The sequence below is a fragment of the Lutibacter oricola genome, assembly GCF_900106565.1.
Classification (GTDB): Bacteria; Bacteroidota; Bacteroidia; order Flavobacteriales; family Flavobacteriaceae; genus Lutibacter; species Lutibacter oricola.
In genome coordinates this window covers 139756-165771 of sequence record NZ_FNNJ01000002.1, presented here as the reverse complement: position 1 = coordinate 165771, position 26016 = coordinate 139756, and the positions used below count along the sequence as shown (strand labels likewise).

At 29.6% G+C, this 26016-nt stretch carries 19 protein-coding genes; 16 read left to right on the top strand and 3 right to left on the bottom strand.

The window, feature by feature from the left end; translation table 11 throughout:
• Positions 1-15: 15 nt before the first annotated feature.
• The 7 genes from BLU40_RS05405 to BLU40_RS05375 all read left to right on the top strand — a co-directional run bounded on the left by BLU40_RS05405 (position 16) and on the right by BLU40_RS05375 (position 6629).
• On the top strand, positions 16-678 hold the full coding sequence (locus tag BLU40_RS05405; RefSeq protein WP_090120781.1) for an ABC transporter ATP-binding protein: 663 nt from the start codon (positions 16-18) through the stop codon (positions 676-678).
• 7 nt (positions 679-685) lie between these two features.
• A complete protein-coding gene (locus BLU40_RS05400; RefSeq protein WP_090120776.1) occupies positions 686-1420 on the top strand; it encodes a 5'-methylthioadenosine/adenosylhomocysteine nucleosidase in 735 nt (244 codons plus the stop codon).
• Between the two features lie 42 nt (positions 1421-1462).
• On the top strand, positions 1463-3418 hold the full coding sequence (locus BLU40_RS05395) for a BatA domain-containing protein (RefSeq protein WP_090120772.1): 1956 nt from the start codon (positions 1463-1465) through the stop codon (positions 3416-3418).
• Positions 3415-4668, top strand: a complete 1254-nt coding sequence (locus BLU40_RS05390; protein ID WP_090120769.1) for a dihydroorotase — start codon at positions 3415-3417, stop codon at positions 4666-4668. Before BLU40_RS05395 ends, BLU40_RS05390 begins: the two co-directional genes overlap by 4 nt.
• Before the next feature lie 25 nt (positions 4669-4693).
• The gene (locus tag BLU40_RS05385; RefSeq protein ID WP_090120766.1) at positions 4694-5020 is read left to right on the top strand and encodes a DUF4870 domain-containing protein; all 327 of its coding nucleotides are present in this window, start codon (positions 4694-4696) and stop codon (positions 5018-5020) included.
• A 98-nt stretch (positions 5021-5118) separates the two neighbouring features.
• Positions 5119-5772, top strand: a complete 654-nt coding sequence (locus BLU40_RS05380) for an alpha/beta hydrolase (RefSeq protein ID WP_090120764.1) — start codon at positions 5119-5121, stop codon at positions 5770-5772.
• 578 nt (positions 5773-6350) lie between these two features.
• A complete protein-coding gene (locus BLU40_RS05375) occupies positions 6351-6629 on the top strand; it encodes a hypothetical protein (protein ID WP_090120762.1) in 279 nt (92 codons plus the stop codon).
• Positions 6630-6659: 30 nt separating this feature from the next.
• Here the strand turns inward: BLU40_RS05375 and BLU40_RS05370 are convergent, their stop codons facing one another.
• The gene (locus BLU40_RS05370; protein ID WP_090120760.1) at positions 6660-7961 is read right to left on the bottom strand and encodes a voltage-gated chloride channel family protein; all 1302 of its coding nucleotides are present in this window, start codon (positions 7959-7961) and stop codon (positions 6660-6662) included.
• 295 nt (positions 7962-8256) lie between these two features.
• Here BLU40_RS05370 and purL point away from each other — a divergent pair, with 295 nt between their 5' ends.
• Positions 8257-11916, top strand: coding sequence for a phosphoribosylformylglycinamidine synthase (gene purL, locus BLU40_RS05365; protein WP_090120758.1), 3660 nt, complete (start codon positions 8257-8259; stop codon positions 11914-11916).
• 177 nt (positions 11917-12093) lie between these two features.
• Positions 12094-13296, top strand: coding sequence for a threonine/serine exporter family protein (locus BLU40_RS05360; RefSeq protein ID WP_090120757.1), 1203 nt, complete (start codon positions 12094-12096; stop codon positions 13294-13296).
• 68 nt (positions 13297-13364) lie between these two features.
• On the opposite strand, the gene BLU40_RS05355 is transcribed toward BLU40_RS05360, so the two are convergent.
• Entirely contained in the window at positions 13365-14558 is a 1194-nt protein-coding gene (locus BLU40_RS05355) for a MalY/PatB family protein (RefSeq protein ID WP_090120755.1), read from the bottom strand.
• 168 nt (positions 14559-14726) lie between these two features.
• Here BLU40_RS05355 and BLU40_RS05350 point away from each other — a divergent pair, with 168 nt between their 5' ends.
• The 3 genes from BLU40_RS05350 to BLU40_RS05340 all read left to right on the top strand — a co-directional run bounded on the left by BLU40_RS05350 (position 14727) and on the right by BLU40_RS05340 (position 19826).
• The gene (locus BLU40_RS05350; protein ID WP_090120754.1) at positions 14727-16094 is read left to right on the top strand and encodes a T9SS type A sorting domain-containing protein; all 1368 of its coding nucleotides are present in this window, start codon (positions 14727-14729) and stop codon (positions 16092-16094) included.
• 89 nt (positions 16095-16183) lie between these two features.
• Positions 16184-17965 carry an AMP-dependent synthetase/ligase gene (locus tag BLU40_RS05345; RefSeq protein ID WP_090120750.1) on the top strand — a complete coding sequence of 594 codons (1782 nt, stop codon included), beginning with the start codon at positions 16184-16186 and terminating at the stop codon, positions 17963-17965.
• A gap of 76 nt (positions 17966-18041) precedes the next feature.
• Entirely contained in the window at positions 18042-19826 is a 1785-nt protein-coding gene (locus BLU40_RS05340) for an AMP-dependent synthetase/ligase (RefSeq protein WP_090120747.1), read from the top strand.
• A 13-nt stretch (positions 19827-19839) separates the two neighbouring features.
• Here the strand turns inward: BLU40_RS05340 and BLU40_RS05335 are convergent, their stop codons facing one another.
• Positions 19840-20685 (bottom strand): AraC family transcriptional regulator, encoded by an 846-nt coding sequence (locus tag BLU40_RS05335; protein WP_090120745.1) that lies wholly within the window; start codon positions 20683-20685, stop codon positions 19840-19842.
• Between the two features lie 134 nt (positions 20686-20819).
• Between BLU40_RS05335 and BLU40_RS05330 the strand changes: the two genes are divergently transcribed.
• The 4 genes from BLU40_RS05330 to dnaX all read left to right on the top strand — a co-directional run bounded on the left by BLU40_RS05330 (position 20820) and on the right by dnaX (position 26001).
• On the top strand, positions 20820-21722 hold the full coding sequence (locus BLU40_RS05330; protein ID WP_090120742.1) for a carbohydrate kinase family protein: 903 nt from the start codon (positions 20820-20822) through the stop codon (positions 21720-21722).
• A gap of 4 nt (positions 21723-21726) precedes the next feature.
• A complete protein-coding gene (locus BLU40_RS05325) occupies positions 21727-23283 on the top strand; it encodes an L-fucose/L-arabinose isomerase family protein (RefSeq protein ID WP_090120738.1) in 1557 nt (518 codons plus the stop codon).
• An 18-nt stretch (positions 23284-23301) separates the two neighbouring features.
• Positions 23302-24150 carry a class II fructose-bisphosphate aldolase gene (locus BLU40_RS05320; RefSeq protein WP_090120735.1) on the top strand — a complete coding sequence of 283 codons (849 nt, stop codon included), beginning with the start codon at positions 23302-23304 and terminating at the stop codon, positions 24148-24150.
• Between the two features lie 129 nt (positions 24151-24279).
• A complete protein-coding gene (gene dnaX, locus BLU40_RS05315) occupies positions 24280-26001 on the top strand; it encodes a DNA polymerase III subunit gamma/tau (RefSeq protein ID WP_090120734.1) in 1722 nt (573 codons plus the stop codon).
• Positions 26002-26016: the final 15 nt, after the last annotated feature.

The window sequence follows — 26016 nt, the reverse complement described above, 5'->3', positions numbered from 1 at the left end:
CTATTATTACAAGCAATGATAGAAGCAAAAAAAATACATAAACTTTACGGAGATTTAGAGGTTTTAAAAGGTGTTAGTTTAACAATTAACAAAGGTGAAATTGTTGCCATTGTTGGCCCATCTGGAGCAGGAAAAACTACATTATTACAAATATTAGGCACTTTAGACAAGCCAAACAAAACAAATAAAACTTCATTAAGCATTAATAATTCTGATTTATTAAACTTAAAAGAAAAAAACCTTTCAAAATTTAGAAATAAACATATTGGTTTTATATTTCAATTTCATCAATTATTACCGGAATTTACAGCTTTAGAAAACGTATGTATTCCTGCTTATATAGCAAACAAAAACAAAACAGAAGCCGAAAAAAGAGCAATTGAACTGTTAGATTTTTTAGGGTTAAAGAATAGAATTAATCACAAACCCAACGAATTATCTGGAGGAGAACAACAACGTGTTGCTGTAGCTAGAGCTCTAATTAACAATCCAGATGTTGTTTTTGCAGATGAACCTAGTGGAAATCTAGATTCTGCTTCTGCAAAAAATTTACACGAGCTATTTTTTGAATTACGTAAAAAATTCAATCAAACATTTGTTATTGTAACTCACAACAGTGAGTTAGCTAATATGGCTGATAGAAAATTAGAAATGAAAGACGGACACATTATAAATTAACTAATTAATGATTGGAATTATAAGCGCAATGCAAGAAGAAGTGCAAGCACTATTGCACGAACTCAAGGATATACAAACTACAGAAAAAGGAAAAAGAACTTATTTTACTGGAACATTATTTAATAAAAAGGTAGTAATTGTGTTTTCGCGCTGGGGAAAAGTAGCTTCTGCAGCTACAACAACGCAATTAATTAACGATTATAATCTAGACGAAATAATATTTACTGGAGTTGCTGGAGGCATAAAACCAGAATTAAACATAGGCGATGTTGTTATTGGAAAACACTTATATCAACACGATTTAGATGCTAGACCATTTTACAAAAAATTCGAAATACCTATTTTAAAAATGAAATATTTAGAAACTAAAAATGCTTCTAAACTATTAAATGCTTCATCTAAATTTATTACAGATTATAATAAATATATAGAAAAAACGGAAGCTCTAGAGTTTAATATTACAGCTCCAAAAACTGTTCATGGCGACATTGTAAGTGGAGATCAATTTATTTCTAGTTTAGAAAAAATAGGACGTTTAAATAAACAATTACCAACTGCAATTTGTGTTGAAATGGAAGGTGCATCTGTAGCTCAAGTTTGTTATGAATATGATACTCCATTTTCAATTATTAGAATAATTTCTGACAAAGCAAATGACAATGCAACAATAGATTTTTCGAGATTTGCTAATACAATTGCCAGTAATTATGCACTAGGAATTTTAAAAAATTACTTTAATTAAAACATTTAAAAATTAATATATTTGATAAATCTTTATTAAAAAATGCAGTTTAACAATCCTGAAATTTTATACGCTTTTCTACTTCTTATCATACCGATAATTGTTCATTTATTTCAGCTACAAAAGTTTGTAAAAGTTCCATTTACAAACGTAAAATTTTTAAAAAAAATAGAACTTAAAACTCGTAAAAGTTCACGCATAAAAAAGTGGTTAATTTTAGCCACTAGACTACTTGCTTTAAGTTGTTTAATTTTAGCTTTTTCTCAACCGTATTTTTCTAATATCGAAGCTTCTCAAAAAGTACATACAACTATTTATTTAGACAACTCGTTAAGTATGCAAGCTAAAAGCGAAAAGGGAGAGCTTTTAAAAAATGCAACGCAAACAATTATTGAAAACTTAGATTCTAAAAATTCTAACTTTTCTTTAATAACAGACAATTCTATTTTTAAAAATATTGACGTTCCAACGTTAAAAAATGAGTTAATAAATTTAAAATATAGTTCAAATTCTATAAATTTAAACACTGCTACACTAAAGCTAAACAGCACAAACAACAATCAAACAAACACTTTACATAAAAAAATATTAATATCTGATTTTCATACTAATAAAAAAAATATAAACCAAGAAGTTACAAATGTAAACAGCTCTTTTTTAGCAGTAAATTTGAAACCTATTCAAAAAAATAACTTTTATATAGATAGTGTATTTATTGCTAACAAAAATAGTTCTGAAATTAGCTTAGAAGTACTCATTAAAAGCAACCAAATTATTACACAAAACCTACCTGTTTCTTTATTTTCTGAAGAAAAATTACTGGGTAAAACTTCTTCAAAATTTTTAGAAAGCAACGTTTCTAAAGTTCAATTTACAATAAAAAGAGGTGTAAATTTAAATGGAAAACTATCTATTAATGATGAATCTCTAGCCTTTGACAACGACTTTTATTTCACCATTTCTTCGCCCGAAAAAATAAACGTTTTAAGCATTGGAAAAACCGCTGAATTCTTAAAAAAAATATACTCTAAAAACGAGTTTAATTTTACGCAACATTCACTTCAAAATTTAAACTATAGAAACCTAAATAAACAACATTTAATTATACTAAATGAATTAGATAAAATACCAAACGAATTAGCATTAAAAATAAATGATTTTTATAAAAATGGTGGAAGCGTTGTTTTAATTCCTTCAGAAAATATTGAGCTAAATTTATACAACTCATTTCTTCAAAAACTAACTATTGGTTCCATTAAAAAAAAGATGAACACTTCTCACTTAATTAGTGATATTAATTTTAATCATCCAATTTTTAAAAACGTATTTGAAAAACAGATTAAGAATTTTGAATACCCAAAAACTGATTTACACTACCCAAGTTTTTTTAGTAAAAGTTTACCTATTGTAAAATTTGATAATACTAAAAATTTCATTTCGTCTAACAACAATAATGGAATGTTTTATTGGGTAGCTTCTCCCCTTTCAACAAGCACAACTAATTTTACACAAACCCCCTTAATTGTTCCTATATTTTACAACATTGGTAAAAACAGTATAAACATAAACCAACTTTATTATACGCTAAACAAAAACAACAAAATTGACATTCAAACAACTTTAGATAAAAATGCTGTATTAAAAATTAGTAACAAGCTACAATCTTTTATCCCACTTCAACAAAACACAACTAACAAAACAACACTCACTATTGAAGATCAAATTAGCAAAAGTGGATTTTACAATATTCAAAACAATAATACAACCATAAAAAATATTGCTTTTAACTATAATAGAAATGAAAGTATTCAAAATTATATGGATATTGAAAACTTAGAAAAAACCAATTCTAACATTACCTTTTACAATTCAATTGACGCAGTTTTAAAGAAAATTGATACCGATTACAAAATCAATTGGCTTTTTAAGTGGTTTTTAGCATTTTCTGCCCTATTTTTGTTAATTGAAATGCTTATTTTAAAATATTTCAAAATATGATGACACTTCTTAAATCTGCTAAAATTATTGACCAAAGCAGTCCTTTTCATAATAAAACAGTTGATATTTTAATTGAAAATGGAATTATTAAAGAAATTTCTCCTTCTATTTCCTCTTCGGAAAATTACAAAGAATACAATTTTGAAAACTTGCATGTTTCGCAAGGCTGGTTCGACTCTTCTGTATGTTTTGGAGAACCTGGTTTTGAAGAAAGAGAAACTATTAGTAACGGTTTAAAAACTGCTGCTAAAAGTGGTTTTACTGCGGTAGCTGTAAATCCTAAAACAAATCCGGTAGTTGATAATAAATCTGCCGTTGAATACATTTTAAACAAAGCTTGCGGTTCTGCAACAAAAATATACCCAATTGGTAGCTTAACTAAAAATAGCGAAGGTAAAGATATTGCTGAATTATTTGATATGCAAAACTCTGGAGCAGTTGCTTTTGGCGACTACAACAAAGCGCTAAACAATGCCAATTTATTAAAAATTTGTTTGCAGTACGCTCAAAATTTTAATGCGTTAGTATTAAGTTACCCTCAAGATAATTCAATTGCTGGTTTAGGAATAGTTAATGAAGAAGTTAACAGCACTAAATTAGGTTTAAAAGGAATACCTACATTAGCGGAAGAAATGCAAATTGCTCGTGATTTATTTTTATTAGAGTATACTGGTGGTAAATTACATATACCAACAATCTCAACTGCTAAATCTGTAAAGCTAATTAAAGAAGCAAAACAAAAAGGACTAGATGTTACTTGTAGTGTTACAGCACATCATTTAACCTTAACGGACGATGAATTAAAATCGTTCGATACAAATACCAAAGTTTTACCGCCATTAAGAACTTCAAAAGACATTAAAGCTCTAATTAAAGGTGTAGAAAATGGCACTATAGATATGATTACAAGCGATCATAACCCAATTGATATTGAACATAAAAAAGTTGAATATAGCAATGCTAAAAACGGAACTATAGGTTTAGAAAGTTTATTTGGTGCCACCAACACTGTTTTAGCTACAGAAACAATTGTTAATGCATTAACAACAAATGCCAAAAATCGTTTTAATATTAAACAAACACCTGTAAATATTGGCGAACAAGCAGATTTAACTCTGTTTAACCCAGAGGGAGAGAATTTATTTCTAAAAGAAAACATATTTTCTACTTCAAAAAATGCAATTTATTTAAACAAACCTACTAAAGGTACTGTTTATGGTGTTATTGCAAATAATAAAATTGAACTATAATTATAAATAAACTAAAACTACACTTATGGAAAATCAAACAGTAAACGAAGGAAAAACTATGGCAATAATTTCATATATATGGTGGATTGGTCTTATTATCGCTTATTTTATGAATAACAATACTAAAAACTCATTTACAGGATTTCATATTCGTCAATCAGTAGGTATTAATCTTTTAAGTTTAGCTGCAGGTATAATTTCTTCTTACATTAACGGAACTGTAGGAATGATTATATCTTTAGGAGCTTTTGTATTTTGGATTATTGCCTTAATAGGAGCTATTCAAGGTGAAGAAAAAAAAATACCTTTATTAGGAGATCTTTTTCAAGATTGGTTTAAAGGAATTGCATAACAAAAAATAAACTTTTAAAAAGTGTCATCCTGAACGAAGTGAAAAATCTACAAGGTATTTTACTGCGCTCTATATGACACTTTTAAATTTACACAACAATGGAAAACTTATCATTACAATACATAGTTAGAGAACCTAACCAAATTAACGAGCAAACTAACTTATTAATTTTACTACACGGATACGGTAGTAATGAAGAAGATTTATTCTCTTTCGCTACAGAACTGCCTGAAAATTTAATTATTGTAAGTGCTAGAGCACCTAGAACATTAGGTTTTGGTAGTTATAGCTGGTACACTATTAATGTAGATAATAGCGGCGGTAAATTTTCTGATGATGAAGAAGCTATAGAATCTAGAGATAAAATATCAATATTTATTTCTGAAGTTCAAGAACGTTATGGAAAAACTCCTGAGCAAACCTTTTTACTAGGCTTTAGCCAAGGCTGTATATTAAGCCTATCTGTTGCGTTAAGCTACCCAGAAAAGATTCAAAAAGTAATTGGCTTAAGCGGTTATGCTAATTTTGATATTTTACCTGATAATTACAACAATCCTCTTTATAAAAATTTAGACTTTTTTATCTCACACGGAACCGTTGACCAAGTTTTACCTGTTGATTGGGCTAGGCAAACTCATGAATTTTTAACCCAAATAGAAGTTAAACATAGCTACCAAGAATATCCTGTTGGTCATGGTGTGGCTCCACAAAACTTTTTTGCTTTTAAAAAGTGGATTGAAGAAAGAATGTAGGTTTTTACCATAATTACTTATCTGTTTATTAAAAGAATTCATCCTATTATTTATGCAATAAATTAATGGGGTTTAAATTGCTACACCCATAAATTAACTACTAAAAATAGTACGTATTTTACCAATTATAAAAAATATTAGATTTTTATTGGAACTTTAAAATTCATTAACTACTTTCGTGCAAAATTAATTGCAATAATTTACCCAACTTAATAATTATACCTCATAACACAAACTAAATCAATTGTTTGTGAGTAACGTTTATATAATAAAATTAAGTAAAAAGCTATGAATCTGAATCAACTTTTTGAATCAATTCTGAATTTAAATAATAAAAAAAAACATTCAAAACTACAGAAGTTATTCTGTTATTTTGGAAGTGCTTGTATGAATACAATCAAAAATGTTTCACTAACACTTAAACTATATGTTCCCACAACTGCAGTATTAAATATGTTATAAAATATTCGATTGTCCCTACAGTCTATTTAGAGGGTTTCTCTAACTTTTTTGTTTAAGAAACCCTTTTTAAAAGTTAAAAAATTAGAAATCAAACTTTAAATTAGATTAATCAAATTATGAAATATTACGAATGCCATATTGGATCTAACAAACTTGAACTACATAATTCGTTTTTAGGAAAAGAAACAGTAAAATTAAACAACAGAATAGTTTCCGAAACATTCTCATTAAAAGGAACTTATCATTTTTTTAAAATCAATTCCATTCAATTTTTAATAAAAACCACTTATAAGGTTATACCTGAAAGGCAATTTGAAATTAAATTATTTAAATGCCGTAATTTAATAGATTCTAAAGTTGAAAAATTAAGAATCAATAAAATTTTTCAACTATAATTTTACACCAAACAGTTATACAATTTACATTTATTTTTTCCTATCCTTAACTACATCCGCTAATTGCAAACCTTTCTCTTTATTATATTTCACGTGCTTTGGTCGTCCAATAATTTGTGAAGAATACACTCCAGAATGACCTGAGAATAAATATGCAGTACTACAGGCTAAAGCAATAAATACTCCTGACTCTATTCCAAATAATTCAATTCCCATAATAGTACAAGCAATTGGTGTATTTGTAGCACCTGCAAAAACAGCTACAAATCCCATTCCTGCCAACAATCCCATTGGTAACGGAATAAACCAAATTAATACATTTCCCAAAGTTGCTCCAATATAAAATAAAGGTGTTACTTCTCCCCCTTTAAATCCAGCACCTAGCGTAAATGATGTAAATAATAATTTCAGCAAAAAATCATAAGAATTCATTTGCTCACTAAACGACTCTACAATAGTTGGTACTCCAAGTCCAATATATTTTGTAGTACCTATTAAATAAATTATTACAGCTAAAATTAAACCTCCAACAACAGGCCTTAAAGGTGGATATTTTATCTTTTTTTTGAATAAACCACTCCAAAAATGAGTTAATTTAGAAAACAGCTTAGCAACTAGCCCAAATATTATCCCTGCTAAAACTGCCCATAAAAGATTTATTGGCGTCATTTCAGCAACAGAAGAAATATGATAATGCGTATGAGGAACACCCCATATTTCACAAAAATAATTAGCTAAAACAGCAGATAAAAAACTAGGAATTATAGCATCCAATCTTATTCTACCTAAAACCAATACTTCCAAAGCAAATATTCCACCTGCTAATGGAGTTCCAAATACAGAAGCAAAACCAGCACTTATACCTGCTATTAATACAATTTGCCTATCTCGTTTAGATAAATTTAATACTTTGGTAAACCTATCTGCAATTGCACCTCCTATTTGAACTGCTGTTCCCTCTCGCCCTGCCGAACCTCCAAACAAATGTGTTACAATGGTTCCAAACAATACCAATGGAGCCATTCTAAATGGAATTACTTTTTTTGGTGAATGAAACTCTTCGAGTAATAAATTATTTCCTTTTACTACACTATCTCCATAATAATGATAGGACAACCCAATTATAAAACCTCCAACTGGCAATAAAGCAATAATCCATAAATGAGATTCTCTCCAATTTGTTGCCCATTCTAAACTTGTTAGAAAAAATGCAGAAACACTTCCTGCAAGAGCACCTAATAATAAGCATATAGAAATCCACTTAACTAAATAAATTAGTGCAGGAACTTGCTCAAATGAAAGTAAGAATTTTTGAATCTTTTTTATCTTCATTATATTTTATAATATAAGCTAGTTAAATTTTAATAACCAAGTAAGGCGCAAATTTAAACTAAATCTTCAACAAACATATAATAAATACAGTAACTACTTCAATAAAATCAATAGCTTACCACCTTAATCTTTTGAAATTAATAACAATATCTTTTTCTTAACCTATAAAACGAACATTTCAAATTGTTTAAAACTCATTTAATAAGTGTGTTATTTCTTTAACAACAAAGGCTATTTTTTCTAATAATTTGGTTAAATTTGCACTTTTAAACAACACACTAAAAAAAGTCAACATATGATTCATTTCTTTGGAAACCAAGACAGTAAAATATTTGCTGTGCAAACGTCAAAAGAACTTTTACAAGAAGACACCTTAAAATTAAACTGGCTTTTTGGAAATCAAGAAAAATTAAGCAAGGCATCAATAGATGCTTTTTTTATTGGGCCACGTGCAGCTATGATAACTCCTTGGAGTACAAATGCTGTTGAAATAACTCAAAATATGGGTATTGAAGGCATTATTAGAATTGAAGAGTTTTCTGCTTCAAACAAAAATGAAGAATTCGACCCAATGATTTTCCAAAAATTTGAGAAATTAACGCAAGATATTTTTAATATTGAAATAGAGCCTGAAGCGGTTTTAGATATTGAAGATATTGCTGCTTACAATCAACAAGAAGGTTTATCATTAAGTGATGATGAAGTTGAATACTTAAACAATTTAAGTACAAAAATTGGTAGAAAACTTACCGATTCTGAAGTATTTGGATTTTCGCAAGTAAACTCAGAGCACTGTCGTCATAAAATATTTAACGGAACTTTTGTAATTGATGGAGAAGAAATGCCATCATCATTATTTAAGTTAATTCGTTTAACTTCAGAAAAAAATCCAAACGGAATAGTTTCAGCATATAAAGATAATGTTGCTTTTGTAAAAGGACCAAAAGTTGAGCAATTTGCTCCAAAAACAGCAGACAAGCCAGATTTTTATGAGACAAAAAATTTTCAATCGGTTATTTCTTTAAAAGCTGAAACACATAATTTCCCAACAACTGTTGAACCATTTAATGGTGCAGCAACTGGTTCAGGAGGTGAAATTAGAGATAGGTTAGCTGGCGGAAAAGGTTCTTTACCTTTAGCAGGAACTGCTGTTTATATGACATCTTACTCTCGTTTAAATGAAAACAGACCTTGGGAAAACGGTATGCAAGAACGTGAGTGGCTATACCAAACACCTATGGATATTTTAATTAAAGCATCTAACGGAGCATCTGATTTTGGAAACAAATTTGGACAACCACTAATTACAGGTTCAGTTTTAACTTTTGAACACGAAGAAGAAGCTAGAAAACTAGGCTTTGATAAAGTTATTATGCAAGCTGGTGGAATTGGGTATGGTAAAGAAGAGCAAGCATTAAAAGACACACCTAAAGAAGATGATAAAATTGTTATTCTTGGTGGTGACAATTATAGAATTGGTATGGGTGGTGCAGCAGTATCATCTGCAGACACTGGTGCTTTTGAAAGTGGTATAGAATTAAATGCTGTACAACGTTCAAACCCTGAAATGCAAAAAAGAGCTGCAAACGCAATTCGTGGAATGGTAGAAAGTGATGTAAATCCAATTGTTTCTATTCACGATCACGGTGCAGGTGGGCACTTAAACTGCCTTTCTGAACTTGTTGAAGATACTGGTGGATTAATTGACTTAGACAAATTACCAGTTGGTGATCCTACCCTTTCAGCAAAAGAAATTATTGGTAACGAATCTCAAGAACGTATGGGATTGGTTATTGGAGAAAAAGATGCTGATTATTTACATAGAATAGCAGATCGTGAGCGTTCTCCTTACTATGAAGTTGGTGACGTTACTAGCGATGATCGTTTTACATTTAAATCTAAAACTACAGGAGAAAAACCAATGGATTTAGAGTTAAATGATATGTTTGGAAGCTCTCCAAAAACTATTTTAACAGACAAAACTGTTGTAAGAAACTATAATGAAATTTCTTATACTCAAGATAAAATATACAATTATATTAAACAAGTATTACAGTTAGAAGCTGTTGCTTGTAAAGATTGGTTAACAAATAAAGTAGACCGTTGTGTTGGTGGTAAAGTTGCCAAACAACAATGCGCAGGACCATTACAATTACCATTAAATAATGTTGGCGTTATGGCTTTGGATTATAATGGTAAAGAAGGTATTGCAACTGCTATGGGACACGCACCTGTAAGTGCTATTATAGACCCAGCTGCTGGTAGTAAAAATGCCATTGCAGAATCTTTGACAAACATTATTTGGGCTCCTTTAGAAGATAAGTTAACTTCAGTTTCATTATCTGCAAACTGGATGTGGCCTTGTAAAAATGAAGGTGAAGACGCACGTTTATACAAAGCTGTACAGGCTGTTTCAGACTTTTCTATTGAATTAGGAATTAATGTTCCTACAGGTAAAGATTCTTTATCAATGAAACAAAAATATCCTAATGATGAAGTTTTATCTCCTGGAACAGTAATTATAACTGCTGCAGCTCATTGTAATGATATTACTAAAGTTGTTGAACCTGTACTACAAAAAAACGAGACAAATAAATTATACTATGTTAATTTATCTAATGATGCTTTTAAATTAGGAGGTTCTTCTTTTGCGCAAACTCAAAATAAAATTGGTACAGAAACTCCAACAATTAAAGATGCTGCTAAATTTAAAAACGCATTTAATACCGTTCAACAATTAATTAAAGACGGTAAATTACTTGCTGGACATGATGTTTCTGCTGGTGGTATGTTAACCACTTTATTAGAAATGACTTTTGCTGAAGAAAATATTGGTTTAAATATTGATATTTCTGCATTAAATGAAGCAGATACTGTAAAAGTTTTATTTGCTGAAAATAGCGGTATTATTTTCCAAAGTGATGCTGATGATGTTCCTTCAATATTAAAAGAAAATAACGTAGAGTTTTTTGAAATAGGAAATGCTGTTAGAGGTGAATCAGTTAAAATTACAAATAACGGAGAGGTATTAGAATTTAATATTCCTGAATTGCGTGATGTTTGGTATGAAACTTCATACTTATTAGATAACAAGCAAACTGCAAATGGTTTAGCAAAAGATCGTTTTGATAATTATAAAAAACAACCATTAAAATATACATTCCCAGCTGATTTTACAGGAAAACTTCCTGAAATTGATGCAACCAAACCAAGACCAAAAGCTGCTATTATTCGTGAAAAAGGATCAAATTCTGAACGTGAAATGGCAAATGCAATGTATTTAGCTGGTTTTGATGTAAAAGATGTACATATGACAGATTTAATTTCTGGACGTGAAACATTGAAAGATATTCAGTTTATTGGAGCTGTTGGAGGATTCTCAAATTCAGATGTTTTAGGCTCGGCAAAAGGTTGGGCTGGAGCATTTATGTATAATGAAAAAGCAAATACAGCTCTAAAGAATTTCTTTGAAAGAGAAGATACTTTATCTGTTGGTATTTGTAATGGTTGTCAGCTGTTTATGGAACTAGAAGTTATTAACCCAGAGCACAAAGTTCACGGAAAAATGCTTCATAATGATTCTAATAAACACGAGAGTAACTTTACTTCAGTAAAAATTCAGAAAAATAATTCTGTAATGCTTTCTACCTTAGAAGGAAGTACATTAGGAGTTTGGATTTCGCACGGTGAAGGTAAATTTAACTTACCAATGGAAGAAAGTGCTTATAATATTGTTGCCAAATATGGTTACGAAGGTTACCCAGCAAATCCAAATGGATCTGATTATAACACTGCTATGATGAGTAGTAAAGATGGTAGACATTTAGTTATGATGCCACATATTGAGCGTTCAATTTTCCAATGGAACTGGGCAAACTACCCGACTCATAGAAATGATGAAGTTTCGCCTTGGGCAGAAGCTTTTGTAAATGCAAGAAAATGGTTGACTAAATAATTTTAAAAAAATTAACCAAATAATTATAATAAGACCTAACATATTTTAAAATATTTGTTAGGTCTTTATTTTTACTCCTTATTTATTTCATATTCTACATAAAACAAAACAACCTGCAATTCACTGAATTTCATAGCTTTAAATAATGTATTTTTGCACAAATTTTGATGATAACAGATGAAACCTCCAAAAAAGTATCAATTTATTATTGAATTAGGAAAAGCATTGCATATTTATGGAATTCCTTCGTATAAAATACAAGCATACCTATCTCAAGTAGCAAAAAAACAAGGAATAAAAGGTGTTTTTATGGATTTACCTACCTGGATAAATTATGCCTTTTATGAAGATGAAAAATCGTACAATTATGTAGAAAGTATTCCTCCAGGAAATTTAAATTTAGGAGCTTTATCTAGAGTTGTTGAAGTAACAAACAAAGTAATAGAAAATAATGATGATGGATTCTCATTAAAAGATGAATTACATCTTATTCACGAAAAAACAAAAAAAGTAAATCACTTTATTTTAACCTTAGCTTATGCCTTTGCTTCTGGCTCATTTAGCTTAATGATTGGCACCAACTGGATTTCTTTTGCGTTTTCTATGTTATTTGGTGCTTTAGTATATTTTATGGTTTATTTTTCAAAAAAATCAAAATATATAAATACAACTCTCGAATCTCTAGCTTCTTTTATAATTACAATATTAGCTTGTTTTGTGTATTTAGCCTTCCCTAATTTTAATGTAGGTTTAAGCATACTTTCATCAATTATTATATTTATTCCTGGTTTAGCTATTACTACCGCTCTAGAAGAAATAACTTCTAAAAGTTTAGTATCAGGAGGTGCTAAATTATTTGATGCCCTTATTTCATTATTTAAACAATTTTTTGGCGTACTACTCGGTGTTATAATAATGTCTAAAGCTATAGATTTTAAACTACTTAACCATTTTTCAGAAATGCCAAAGTGGATAATGTTTTGTGCAATTCCAATCTTTTCTATTTCTTTATTACCAATTTTTCAAATAAGAAAAAAAGATATGATTTTGGGTGTTTTAACAGGCGTTTCTGGTTTCTTTTTAACCGTAGTATTTTCTGGATTTGGATTGTTATTAAGTACTTTTATAGGAACATTAGCCGTTGTAATAATTAGTAATATATTTAGCTATCTTACAAAAACACCAAAAACTGTATACCTTACTTTAGGCATAATTATGTTAGTACCAGGAAGTAAATCGTTTATGGGTTTAAGCAACTCTTTTTTAAATTCTTCAATAATAAATACAACTAATTTATTTGAACAAGTTGCATTTATTTTAATGGGTATTATTGGTGGACTTTTATTTGCTGGTGTGTTTAGAGAAACGACAGACAATTAAAAGCTAATTTGAATTTTTAAAGAACAGGTAACACAAAATTATAAAAACCTCTATTATCTGTTTTTCAATTAATTTATATCTTCAAAAGCTTTTACTATTCTCTCAAACGCTTCTTTAATTAACGGACGAGGTGAAGATAAACACACTCTTTCAAAACCATCTCCTTTTTCAGGATCAAACATAGAGCCAGACTCCAAAACAACATTGGCATCTACATAAATACGTTTTTTTATGTCTGCTGCAGAAATATTATAAGCTCTAAAATCCATCCAAAAAATATAAGTTCCTTCTGGTCTAACAAATTTTACTTTGGGCATTTTTTCTTTTAAGAAATTCATTAACCAATCAATAGTACCATCAAAATATGTATTTATTTCATCTAACCACTCATCACATTCATTATAAGCTGCAATAACAGCATTAATTGTAAATGGTGTAGGCATTGCAAAGCCCAATGTTTTCTGAAATTTATCTCGCAATTCTTTATTTTGAATAACAATATTACTAGCATGAAGACCAGCAACATTAAAAGTTTTATTTATAGCCGTGCACGTTACAATATGATCCGTTTTATCTGTAGTTTTTACAATTGGGGTAAATATAGAATCTTTACGAATTAAATCTCCGTGAATCTCGTCTGCAATAATAACTACATTATTCTTTGCACAAATCTCAGCCATTATTTTTAATTCCTCATTTGAAAAAATACGTCCACTTGGATTGTGAGGATTACAAAGAATAAACATTTTATTTTCATCCTTCTTAGCCAACTCTTCAAATTCTTTGAGGTTTATAGAATAGTTTCCTTCTTCATCTAAAAGCATCTGATTATTAACTACAACCCGGTTATGACCTTCTATTTGCCCTGTAAAAGGAGCATACACCGGACGCTGAATTATTACACCATCACCTTCTTTAGAGTAAGCTCTAATGGCAATTCCAAGAGCAAAAACAGTACCTGGAGAATAAATAATTTCCTCCTTTTTTATATCCCAATCGTGCTTTCTTTTAAACCAATTGATAATGGAATCGTAATAATCTTGTGATGGAAATGAATAACCATAAATACGATTATCAACCGTTTTGTGCATAGCTGCCTCTATTGCTGGTGCTACAGCAATATCCATATCTGCTGTAAAAAGTGAGATGGTATTTTTATTAAAATGATCTGTTATTCCCCATTCTTTCAAAAGTTCTAAACTATCCCACTTAAAAGAATTTGTTCCTCTACGTTCAATTATTTCGTCAAAATTGTATTTCATCTTTTTTAAGATTTTTTGAATATCAAAAATACTATTTTTATAAAGAATTTATTGGACAACTTTTATTTGCTAGATTGTATAGAAAAACTAATAAATAATTTTAAATTTTAAACATAATTTACTCTTTTTATAATTCAACTTTAAGTATATTTATTTAAAATTATAATTATGAAAAAAGGATTATTTTTAGCCGCATTACTTGTTACTTTAACTACATTTTCTCAACAAGCTAAGGTTAATAGAAGTTATTTTAAAGATAGCGTTGTTGCTATAGAAAAGTTTACTAATAAATATTACCAAACAGACAGTTTAAAAACGTATTATAAAAACGGTAATATAAATGAAGTGCTTCATTTTAATAAAGGCAAATTAAATGGCTTTTCTTTCAAGTATAATCAAATTGGCGAAAAATTAACTTCTTGGAAATTTAATAATGGTAGATTAGTTCAAAGACTTGATTTTAAAATTGATTATCATAAAAAAAACAAAGAGAGCGTACTAAAAAGACATAATAAATTAAAATTTATTAATAATTTTTTAATTAAAAACAAATCTGGTAATGTTGGCTATATTATTGAACGTGCTTTTTTAAGATACCAAATAGGCAATACTATGTTAGCCTTAAAAGATTTTGAATTTATAAATGCAAGACTTATTAAAAGAGAGCCTTTTGGTAAAAGTATGACTCCTAAACAGAAAGGTAGTATTTACGATGTTTTAGCAAGAATACACCAATCTTTTGAGCAAGAAAACAAAGCTATTAATTATCATTTAGAAGCTTTAAAAGTTGATCCTAATTCTGGTAGACTTTATTATAACCTAGGTAGTTACCTAGTAGATATTAAAGAGTATGATTTAGCCCATCAATACCTTCAAAAAACATTAAAATTTTTCCCTAAGCATCCATTTACATTTTGGTCTTTAAGTAAAATCTATTTGAATGAAGAAAAATATGAAGAAGCCTTAAAGTATTCTACCTTAGCTTTACAAAGAGAAAAACACATAATAGAACTTAGCTCTGGAATTGCTTCAGAAGAATTAAGATATATTAAAGGTTTTGCATTACATAAATTAGGAAAAACTAAGGAAGGACTTGAATTGCTTAAAAAAGCATTAGATTTAAACCCTAACAATGTTTACACATTAAAATACCTTGGAATTGTATATTACGATTTAGGAAAATTTACTGAGGCTTGCCAATTTTTTACAAAATCTTTAGATTTAGGATATGTTAAAATTGCTGATGACACAGATATTATAAGTTATAAAGAAAACTGTTGCAACAATAAAAATGTAGAAATTACAACAATTAAAGAGCCTTATATTTATCCAAACCCTGCTAAAACAACTTTCAGAATAAACAATTATAATAAAACTAATTTTGAATATGAATTGTACAATTTTAATTCTAAATTAATAAGAAAATCTATTTCAGAAAATGAGTTTATTAATGTTTCTAATTTAGCTTCGGGACTCTATGTTTTAAAAATAAAAGTTGAAGAAAAAACAATTAGTTTACGACTTGTAAAAAACTAATAACACCTAAATATTTGATTCAAAAGGGTTTTGCTGTTTGCAAAATCCTTTTTTTTTTCTATTTTGCAGCCAACCAATTATTACACTAAATGACTAAAAAAATTACGCGTCTATTTGATTTCGCTTACAATCAACTAGATAACAAACCCATACCTAAATGTTTTAACACCAAAACTGATGGTAAATGGGTTCCAACTTCAACACAAAAATATGTTGAACAAGCTAACACAATAAGTAGAGCCTTATTGAAACTAGGTGTAAAACCTAAAGATAAAATTGCAGTGGTAACAACTACAAACCGCGTTGAATGGTGCATTTTAGATGTTGCCATATTACAAATAGGAGCGGTTAATGTACCTTTATACCCTACTATATCATCATCAGATTATCAATACATTATAAATCACTCTGATGCTGTTTTATGCTTTGTTTCTGATAAAGATTTATTTAAAAAAGTAAATAAAATAAAGGATGAAACTCAACTAAATGATATTTATTCTTTTGATAAAGTTGAAAAAGCATCAAGTTGGGAATCACTATTAGAACTAGGAAAAGACACTTCTAATCAAAATGAAGTTGATCTACTAAAAGAAAAAGTTAACGAAAATGATTTAGCCACAATTATTTATACCTCAGGTACTACTGGAACACCTAAAGGCGTTATGCTTTCTCACAAAAACATTGTTGACAACACTAAAATAAGTGCTAAAGCTTTAGATTTAGAACCAGGAACTTATCGTGTAGTTAGCTATTTACCTGTTTGCCATATATACGAACGTTTTGCTTTGTATTATTATCAGTACATAGGTTATGAAATTTATTTTGCTGAATCTATTGAACAATTAGGAGATAACCTAAAAGAAGTAAAACCACATTTTATTCCAGTAGTACCAAGGTTACTAGAAAAAATTTACGACAAAATTATAGATAAGGCCTCGAATTTATCTAGTATTAAAAAAGCATTGTTCTTTTGGGCTTTAGAATTGGCTAAACAATACAAGCCTTATAACGAAAACGGTTGGTGGTATCATTTTAAATTAAACATTGCAAATAAAATTATTTTTACAAAGTGGAGAGAAGCTTTAGGTGGAAATATAAAGTTTTTAGTTTCTGGTAGCGCACCACTTCAACCATTATTAACACGTGTTTTTACTGCTGCACAAATACCTGTTTTTGAAGGGTATGGAATGACCGAGACTTCACCTGGAATTTCAGTAAATGACTTTAGAAATAAAGGTTTTAAAGTAGGTACAGTTGGTAAAGCTTTGGAAAGCATAACTATTAAAATTGCTGAAGATGGAGAAATACTAGTTAAAGGTTCTAGTGTTATGCAAGGTTATTATAAAAACAACGAGCTAACAGCTAAAACAATTATTAACGGATGGCTTCATACCGGTGATATTGGAAATTTAGATGAAGAAGGTTTCTTAACTATAACTGATAGAAAAAAGGAAATGTTTAAAACCTCGGGAGGAAAATACATTGCTCCAGCACATTTAGAAGGAACTTTAAAAGAATCTCGTTTTATTGAACAAGCAATGGTAATTGGTGAAGGAGAAAAAATGCCTGCCGCTATTATTCAGCCACATTTTGAATTTTTAGATGAATGGGCAAAACGAAAAGGAGTTTCGTTTAAAGACCACGAAGAGTTGGTTAAAAATAAAAAAGTAATAAAACGCCTACAAAAAGAAGTTTCTAAAGCCAATAAAACATTTGGTAAATGGGAACAAGTTAAACTATTCGAATTAACTCCTGATGTTTGGACAATTGAAAACGGATTATTAACTCCAACTATGAAAATGAAACGAAAACTTGTTAAAGAAAAATACAATCATTTGTATCAAAAAATATATCAAAACATCAACAATTAACTATGTAAGGCAAGTACTTGCGAAATCGTTTTAAATTTCATACTTTGCCGTGTTACACTTAACCAAAATATAATAAATGTCTATAAAAGTTACTCGTCTATTTGATTTTGCTCATTATCAATTAGAAACATATAATTTAAGTAATCAATTTAACTCTAAAGTAAATGGTAAATGGGTTGCAACTTCTGCTAAAGAATATGTAGAAAAAGCCAATGCAGTTAGTAGAGGGTTATTAAAACTAGGTGTTAAACCTGGAGATAAAATAGCAGTTGCTTCAACAACTAATAGAACCGAATGGAATATTCTTGATATAGGAATTCTTCAAATTGGAGCAATTGGAGTACCAATTTACCCAACAATTACTAAAGATGATTTCGAATATATTTTTAATCACGCAGAAGTAAGCTTATGCTTTATCTCAGATGCTGATTTGTATAAAAAAGTTTCGAAAGTAAAAAAGAAAGTTCCAACGCTTCAAGAAATTTATTGCTTTGAACAAGTTGATAAATGCAAAAACTGGGAAGAAATAATTGAATTAGGTAAAGACGAAAGTACACAACCTGAAGTTCAAAAAATAATGGATAGCGTAAAACCAGAAGATTTAGCTACCATTATTTATACATCTGGAACTACAGGAACTCCTAAAGGTGTTATGCTTTCTCACAATAATATTGTTAGTAATGCTCTTGATTGTCAAAAAGTGTTACCAATGGAAAGAGGTAATTTTAAAACATTAAGTTTTTTACCCGTATGTCATATTTTCGAAAGAATGCTATTGTACTATTATCAATATGCTGGTGGACAAATATATTTTGCCGAAGCTATTGATAAAATTGGTGATAATTTAAAAGAAATTAAACCAAACTTTATGACTGTTGTTCCTCGTCTATTAGAAAAAGTATATGATGGTATTATTAATAAAGGTTCTGAGTTAAAAGGAATAAAAAAAGCATTATTCTTTTGGGCTGTAGATTTAGGTTTAAAATGGGAACCGTATGAAAAAAATGGATGGTGGTATCATCAAAAATTAAAAATTGCTGATAAATTAATTTTTAGTAAATGGCGTGAAGCACTTGGTGGAAACTTAAGAGACATGGTTTCTGGTAGTGCAGCTTTACAACCAAGGTTAGCAAAAGTATTTTCTGCTGCTGGTATGATTATTATTGAAGGTTATGGTTTAACAGAAACTTCCCCTGTTATAGCTGTAAATATGTACAAAAATAAGATGATGAAGGTTGGCTCTGTTGGTAAAGTAATTGACAATGTTGAAGTTAAAATTGCTGAAGATGGAGAAATTTTAGCAAAAGGACCAAACGTAATGATGGGTTACTACAAAGACCCTGAAAGAACGGCTAGCGTTATGACTGGCGATTATTTTCATACAGGTGATAAAGGAGAATTGGATGAAAATGGATTTTTAACAATAACAGGTCGTAAAAAAGAGATATTTAAAACTTCTGGTGGAAAATATATTGTTCCTGTATTATTAGAGAATTCTATGAAAGAATCTCGTTTTATTGAGCAAGCTACAGTTATTGGTGAAGGTCAAAAATTACCTGCAGCTATTATTCAACCTGCGTTTGACTTTTTACGTGAATGGGCTAGAATTCATCACGAGCCAATTCCAGGAAACAATCAAGATTTAATTGAGAACCCTCATATTATAGCTAGAATTGAAAAGGAAATTAAAAAAGCAAATAAAGGCTTCGGTAAATGGGAAAAAATTAAAAAATTCGAACTTACACCTGAAGTTTGGGGAATAGAAAATGGGTTGTTAACACCTACTATGAAACCTAAAAGAGACGAAATAATAAAGAAATACCAATATTTATATAATAAAATTTACGAAATAGAAGCTTAAAAAAAGTAGCTAATTACTTATAAAACTCTTGCCTATAATTGGCAGGAGTTTTTTTTGTAAATAACTTAAACTGTCTGTGAAAAAATGAAAGATTTTGATATCCCGTTTCAAAAGCAATTTGCTCTACCGAAAATTCAGATTCTTTTAATAATTCACAAGCTCTACTTACTCTATATTCATTTAAATAAGAAGTAAATGTTTTATTAAATGCTTTTTTAAAAAACTTTGAAAACGAAACTGACGTCATAAAAACAAGCTCACCCAATTGCGAAGCGTCAATTTTATGCTGATAATTATTCTCTACAAAATCTATTATTTTTTCAATTCTGTCCGATACAATAGAATTCACATCAAAACGAGCTCCTAAACTTAAAACCTCATATTTTTCGAGCGAAAGTTCGTGTAATATTTTAATAATCTCTATCATTCGCAAAGTAGGAGAAATAAAATTCATATGTAACATTTTATTTCCTACAATTTTTGAAATTTCATCGTTAAAAATTAATCCATACTTACTAGCCTCTAAAAGCTTTTTAATTAACAAAAACTCTTCCTTTTCTAACCAATCTTTACCTAAAAGATCTTTATTAAATTGTATAAAAGTAGATTTAGCTGTTTGTTCATTTGTAGAATTTGTTTTCCAACAATGAGGTAAATTAGGCCCTAATAAAACCAACTCTCCAGCACTATAAGCTTGTATAGAATTACCTACACTTCTTATACCTGTGCTTTCGGTAATAAATGTTAATTCCCATTCTGGATGGTAGTGCCAAGGCGTTTTAAATTCATTGTTTTGAAACATACCATAATGAAATGATTGATTTAAAGAATTATAAATAGGTTCAAAAACAGCTTTCATTATGTATACATTTTCAATTTAAAAGTTAAATACATCAAATATATGGAAAAATAGTACACTTTATGATTAAATCTGTGTTTAACATTACTATGTAACCTATATTACTTTTACACTATAATTTTAAAGCTAATAAAATGCAATTTGATGTTATAGTTTCAGGAATGATGGTGGTAGATATTTTATCTGAAGTACCATCAACAATAAAAAAAGGAGCAAAACACGAAGTTTCAAAAATACTAGTTCAAGGTGGTGCACCAGCAGGAAATGCAGCCTGCGTAATTGCTCAAAACAATTTAAAAACTGCTTTTTTAGGTTATAAAGCAAATAATACATTAAGCTTAATAGCAAATGAAGAATTGAAAAAGTGTGATGTAGATACTTCTCTATTAATTGAAAGTAAAAATTTTCAACCAGCAATTGCTGTTGTAGAAGTTGATCCGAATAATGGAGATCGCACAGTTTTTTATTCAACCAATAACTATAAACCACTTCAACCAAAAGATATAAATGAAGAATGGATAAAAAACAGTCGATTATTATTAGTAGATGGTTATGATGTTGTTGGAAATTTAGAACTATTAAAAATTGCTAAAAAACACAGTATTCCTTCTGTTTTAGATATTGAAGCTGGTGATATTTCAATATTAAAAGAAATGATTTCGCTTGGAAGCCATATAATTCTACCATTAGAAGGTGCTCAAATGATTAGTGGATTAGAAACCCCAGAAGAATGTATTAAATCGCTTAGTAAATTAACTAAAGGTCTGCTAGTTATTACCGATGGAGCGAATGGAAGTTGGGCTTTAGAGAACCATAAAATTATTCATCAAGCCGCTTTCCCAACCAAAGTTGTTGATACTACAGGATGTGGTGATGCATTTCACGGAGCTTACGCTTCTGCCCTATTAAAAGGAAGAAACTTAGCTGAACGTATGGAATATGCTTCTGCATATGCATCAATTATTGCAGCCCATTTTGGAGGTAGAAGTTATTTTCCAACTATGGAAGAAGTACAACAAAAAATATTAAAAAAATAAAAATATGCCAACAGATATATTAGAACAACCAATACTAAGTTCAATAGATTTGAATTTAGATATTCTACAACGAAAAGGTGTTGTAGCTGAAGAAATGGAGGAACTTATTTGTGATGCTCCAGAAAAAAAAGATGTAAAAATTGGGTTAATAGGAATTGGTTTTGAATTACATTTCGATTGGGAAAAAGCAAAACAATCATACACCGAAGCAATAGAACAAACAAAAAGTGTTTTTGGTCCAAACAATCAATTATTGGCTCTTAATGAACCCGTTCAAACTAAGAAAGAATTATTAAAGGTTTTAAATAATTTTAAAGCTGAGGATATGAGTGGGCTCATTATTTATCAGGCCTCTTACATTGCTGGTGATTTGGCTTTGGCATTAGGAAATTGGCTTCGCGAAAATAAAATTCCTTTATTAAGCTGGTCTCACAACGAAGTTACAGGCGGAAGACTAACAGCTAACAGATTGTGTGGTCAAAACTTTTTGTTGAATATTTTAAATTCTTTGGAAGTAAAATATTCTTGGGTGTTAAATGCTCCAAAAACAAAACAATTAGATACTGTTTTAGACAGATTTATACGTGTTGTTAGCGCTAAAAAAAGAATGCAACATGCCAATATGCTTATGATTGGTGGTATGCGCGTTCCAGGGTTTTACGACTGTGAATTAAACGAAATGTCAATAGCCAAGCATTTTGCTTTAGGTGTAGATAAAGTTGATATTGAAACTGTTTGGAAACACGGTGATAAATTCAATAAAGAAGACATTAATAATATTGTTCAAAAATTAATAAATTCTGAAGATTGTAAGTACCACAAAGTAAGTGAGCGTGAATTGTATTTATCTGTTCGTTTTAGTTTAGCAATTGCTGATTATGCTCGTAAAGGTGAATATTTAGGTGTTGCTTTAAAAAATTGGCCAGAATTATTTGACAATTACCAAATTGCAGGTGATGGAGCTGGGGCTTTGGTACAAGATTTAGGAATTCCTGTTGCTGATGAATCTGATATGGGAGGTTTGTTAACTATGATTACTATGAATGAAATTAGCAATGGCGATGCCTTACCAACACTTACAGATTTATCTATTTTAAATACTAATGATAATAAATTGGGAATGTGGCATTGTGGTGGTTCTCCAACAAAATTACTTAGAAAAGGAACAAGTTTCGAGGTTAGAAACCATAGTATTTTAGATAATTACGATGAAGAGCAATCTTATGGAATGTTATTAGAATTCTTATTAGAACAAGGAGAAATAACTATTGCAAAATATCAATATCCACACGCTTCAAGTATGCTTTCTTTTGAAGGAGAAATAATAGATTCTGAAATGGCTTTTAGAGGTGCATATGGAGAAGTTATCCCTAAAAATGTAAAAGCCTCTGCAATTGTTGGTACCATATTAAGTAAAGGCTTAGATCACCATTGGATAATTGGTCGTGGTCATATTCAAGAAGAATTACAAGAATTTAACCATTGGGCAAATATTGAAGATTTAGAATTTGTAAAAGCAGGAACAACAGGCAGAAGTATTCAAAAAAATTTAAACTACTAACATAAAAATATTACAAAAATGAATAATCCAGATTTAATACAGTTATTAAACAACTACAGAAAACAGCAAAAATGTTTAATTGGTTTTAATGTAAACGACATTTACGACTTAAAAGCAGTAGCATTAGCTGCAGAAGAAGCAAATTGCCCAGTAATGGCAATGACATACCCACCAGTTGTTGAATTAAATTCGAGCTTATTATGTAAAAAAATGGTAGAAGGAATTCAACCTTATACAAAACAACCAATATACTTACATTTAGATCACAGTGTTTCTGTAGATATGTGTAAACAAGCAATTGATGATGGTTATGATTCAGTAATGATTGATGGTTCACAAAAAAGCTTAAAAGAAAACATTGCAATGACCAAAGAAGTTGTAAAATATGCAGAGTCTGCAGGTGTTTTGGTTGAAGCTGAAATAGGAAAAATTATGGGACGCGATGTTGTTGTAAAATCAGATGCAGACTTTTTAGCAAGTGTAGATGATGTAAAAGCAATTGTAGAAGAAGCAAATCCGCACATTATGGCTGTAGGAATTGGAACTTCTCACGGGTTCACGCCTACTACCCCACAAATACATTTCGATAGATTATCTGAAATTGCTGAGGCTGTAAGTGTTCCTTTAGTATTACACGGTGGTACAGGAATTCCTGATGAAGATATTCAAAAATCAATAACAATGGGAGTTGCTAAATTAAATGTTGGTACTATTGTACATACTACCTATATGAAAGAATTATACAATGAAATTAGTAAAGACATAAATGGTGCATACCCACCGTACTTAATGAAAGATGTAATACCTAGAATAAAAAATGTAGTTTTAGACAGATTAAATGCTGTTAACTTAGAATTACAATACTAATTCAACAATTTAAGTTTGGTTTAAAACAAGATTAAGTTTAGTTAATAACTTAATCTTGTTTTTTTAGAATAAAACTATGCTTTACCATTTGTTTTTATATTTTTGTATAAAACACAAAACTTTTAATAAATGGAACAATTTATAGTATCTGCTCGAAAATATAGACCTCAAGTTTTTGAGGATGTTGTTGGGCAACAAGCAATTACAAACACGCTTGAAAATGCTATAAAAAACAACCATTTAGCTCAAGCATTACTGTTTACAGGACCAAGAGGTGTTGGTAAAACTACTTGTGCCAGAATATTAGCAAAAAAAATTAACGAAAATGCTGGTGAAACAAGCGAAGATGATTTTGCTTTCAACATTTTTGAATTAGATGCCGCTTCAAACAACTCGGTTGATGATATTCGAAATTTAACTGAACAAGTTAGAATTCCTCCACAAACAGGAAAATATAAAGTTTATATTATTGATGAGGTACACATGCTATCTCAAGCAGCTTTTAATGCGTTTTTAAAAACCTTAGAAGAACCACCAGCACATGCAATATTTATATTAGCAACAACTGAAAAACATAAAATTATACCTACAATTTTATCACGTTGTCAAATTTTCGATTTCAAAAGAATTGGAGTTTTAGACGCTAAAAACTATTTAGTTAAAATTGCCAAAGAAGAAGGTATAAATGCTGATGATGATGCACTACATATAATTGCTCAAAAAGCAGATGGCGCAATGCGTGATGCTTTATCTATTTTTGATAGAGTTGTAAGTTTTTCTGGGACAGAATTAACTCGCAAAGCTGTTACTGAAAATTTAAATGTTTTAGACTATGATGAATATTTTATTACTACTAGTTTACTATTAGAAAATAAAATACCTGAAGTTTTAGTGCATTTCAATACAATATTAGCTAAAGGTTTTGACGGCCATCATTTTATAGCTGGTTTAGCTGCTCATTTTAGAGACTTAATGGTAGCCAAAGATAGAATTACTGTAGGTTTATTAGAAGTCGGAGACAATGCTAAACAAAAATATTTAGAACAATCTGAACAATGTGATTTAACCTTTTTATTAAAAGCAATTGAGCTTAGTAACGATTGTGATTTAAAATATAAAACCTCCAAAAATCAACGGTTATTAGTTGAACTTACTTTAATGCAACTAGCCTCTATCAATTTTGATGGAGAAAAAAAAAATAACAAACCTTTCATAATTGCTGCACTTCATTTTAACAAAGGAATAAAAGCGAGAACTAAAAAAGCGCCTATACCTACTACAGAAATTAAAGAGCAATTAAAAAAGGAAGCAATTGCGCCTACTCCAGTTTCAAAACCTATTATTAAAGAAAAAGAGAAACACGCTCCTAAACCTACAATAGATGCAAAAAATAGGCGCCCTTCTGCCCTATCACTTAAAAGTATTGGGCGTAAAAAAGAAATTGATGAAATTGAAGTTAAAGATGCTGAAGAAGTAGATAATAAACCTACTGATGATTTTGCTGAAAACCAAGCTCAATTGTTATGGAAAAAATATTCTGAAAAATTATCTGAAAAAGGTAGAATTAGTGCCTCATCTATTATGACTGCTAACGTACCTAAAGTAATTGACAAAAACATTCATTTTGTTGTTGCTTCAGAAATGATGAAAAGTCAATTAGAAAAGTTTAAGCCTAATATTCTGGGATACATAAGAGAACGATTAAACAGTTATAAAATTCAACTTATTATTACTGTTAACGAAGAACAGCTTAAGCGTTACGCCTATACACCTCAAGAAAAATATCAAAAATTAAAAGAAATAAATACGCATATTGAAGAGTTTAAAAAAACATTCGATTTAGATATTTAATTTCTTAATACTTTA

Coding starts and splice junctions, on each gene's coding strand:
- BLU40_RS05405 (WP_090120781.1), top strand. CDS start 16: ATGATAGAAGCAAAAAAAATACATAAACTTTACGGAGATTTAGAGGTT.
- BLU40_RS05400 (WP_090120776.1), top strand. CDS start 686: ATGATTGGAATTATAAGCGCAATGCAAGAAGAAGTGCAAGCACTATTG.
- BLU40_RS05395 (WP_090120772.1), top strand. CDS start 1,463: ATGCAGTTTAACAATCCTGAAATTTTATACGCTTTTCTACTTCTTATC.
- BLU40_RS05390 (WP_090120769.1), top strand. CDS start 3,415: ATGATGACACTTCTTAAATCTGCTAAAATTATTGACCAAAGCAGTCCT.
- BLU40_RS05385 (WP_090120766.1), top strand. CDS start 4,694: ATGGAAAATCAAACAGTAAACGAAGGAAAAACTATGGCAATAATTTCA.
- BLU40_RS05380 (WP_090120764.1), top strand. CDS start 5,119: ATGGAAAACTTATCATTACAATACATAGTTAGAGAACCTAACCAAATT.
- BLU40_RS05375 (WP_090120762.1), top strand. CDS start 6,351: ATGAAATATTACGAATGCCATATTGGATCTAACAAACTTGAACTACAT.
- BLU40_RS05370 (WP_090120760.1), bottom strand. CDS start 7,961: ATGAAGATAAAAAAGATTCAAAAATTCTTACTTTCATTTGAGCAAGTT.
- purL (WP_090120758.1), top strand. CDS start 8,257: ATGATTCATTTCTTTGGAAACCAAGACAGTAAAATATTTGCTGTGCAA.
- BLU40_RS05360 (WP_090120757.1), top strand. CDS start 12,094: ATGAAACCTCCAAAAAAGTATCAATTTATTATTGAATTAGGAAAAGCA.
- BLU40_RS05355 (WP_090120755.1), bottom strand. CDS start 14,558: ATGAAATACAATTTTGACGAAATAATTGAACGTAGAGGAACAAATTCT.
- BLU40_RS05350 (WP_090120754.1), top strand. CDS start 14,727: ATGAAAAAAGGATTATTTTTAGCCGCATTACTTGTTACTTTAACTACA.
- BLU40_RS05345 (WP_090120750.1), top strand. CDS start 16,184: ATGACTAAAAAAATTACGCGTCTATTTGATTTCGCTTACAATCAACTA.
- BLU40_RS05340 (WP_090120747.1), top strand. CDS start 18,042: ATGTCTATAAAAGTTACTCGTCTATTTGATTTTGCTCATTATCAATTA.
- BLU40_RS05335 (WP_090120745.1), bottom strand. CDS start 20,685: ATGAAAGCTGTTTTTGAACCTATTTATAATTCTTTAAATCAATCATTT.
- BLU40_RS05330 (WP_090120742.1), top strand. CDS start 20,820: ATGCAATTTGATGTTATAGTTTCAGGAATGATGGTGGTAGATATTTTA.
- BLU40_RS05325 (WP_090120738.1), top strand. CDS start 21,727: ATGCCAACAGATATATTAGAACAACCAATACTAAGTTCAATAGATTTG.
- BLU40_RS05320 (WP_090120735.1), top strand. CDS start 23,302: ATGAATAATCCAGATTTAATACAGTTATTAAACAACTACAGAAAACAG.
- dnaX (WP_090120734.1), top strand. CDS start 24,280: ATGGAACAATTTATAGTATCTGCTCGAAAATATAGACCTCAAGTTTTT.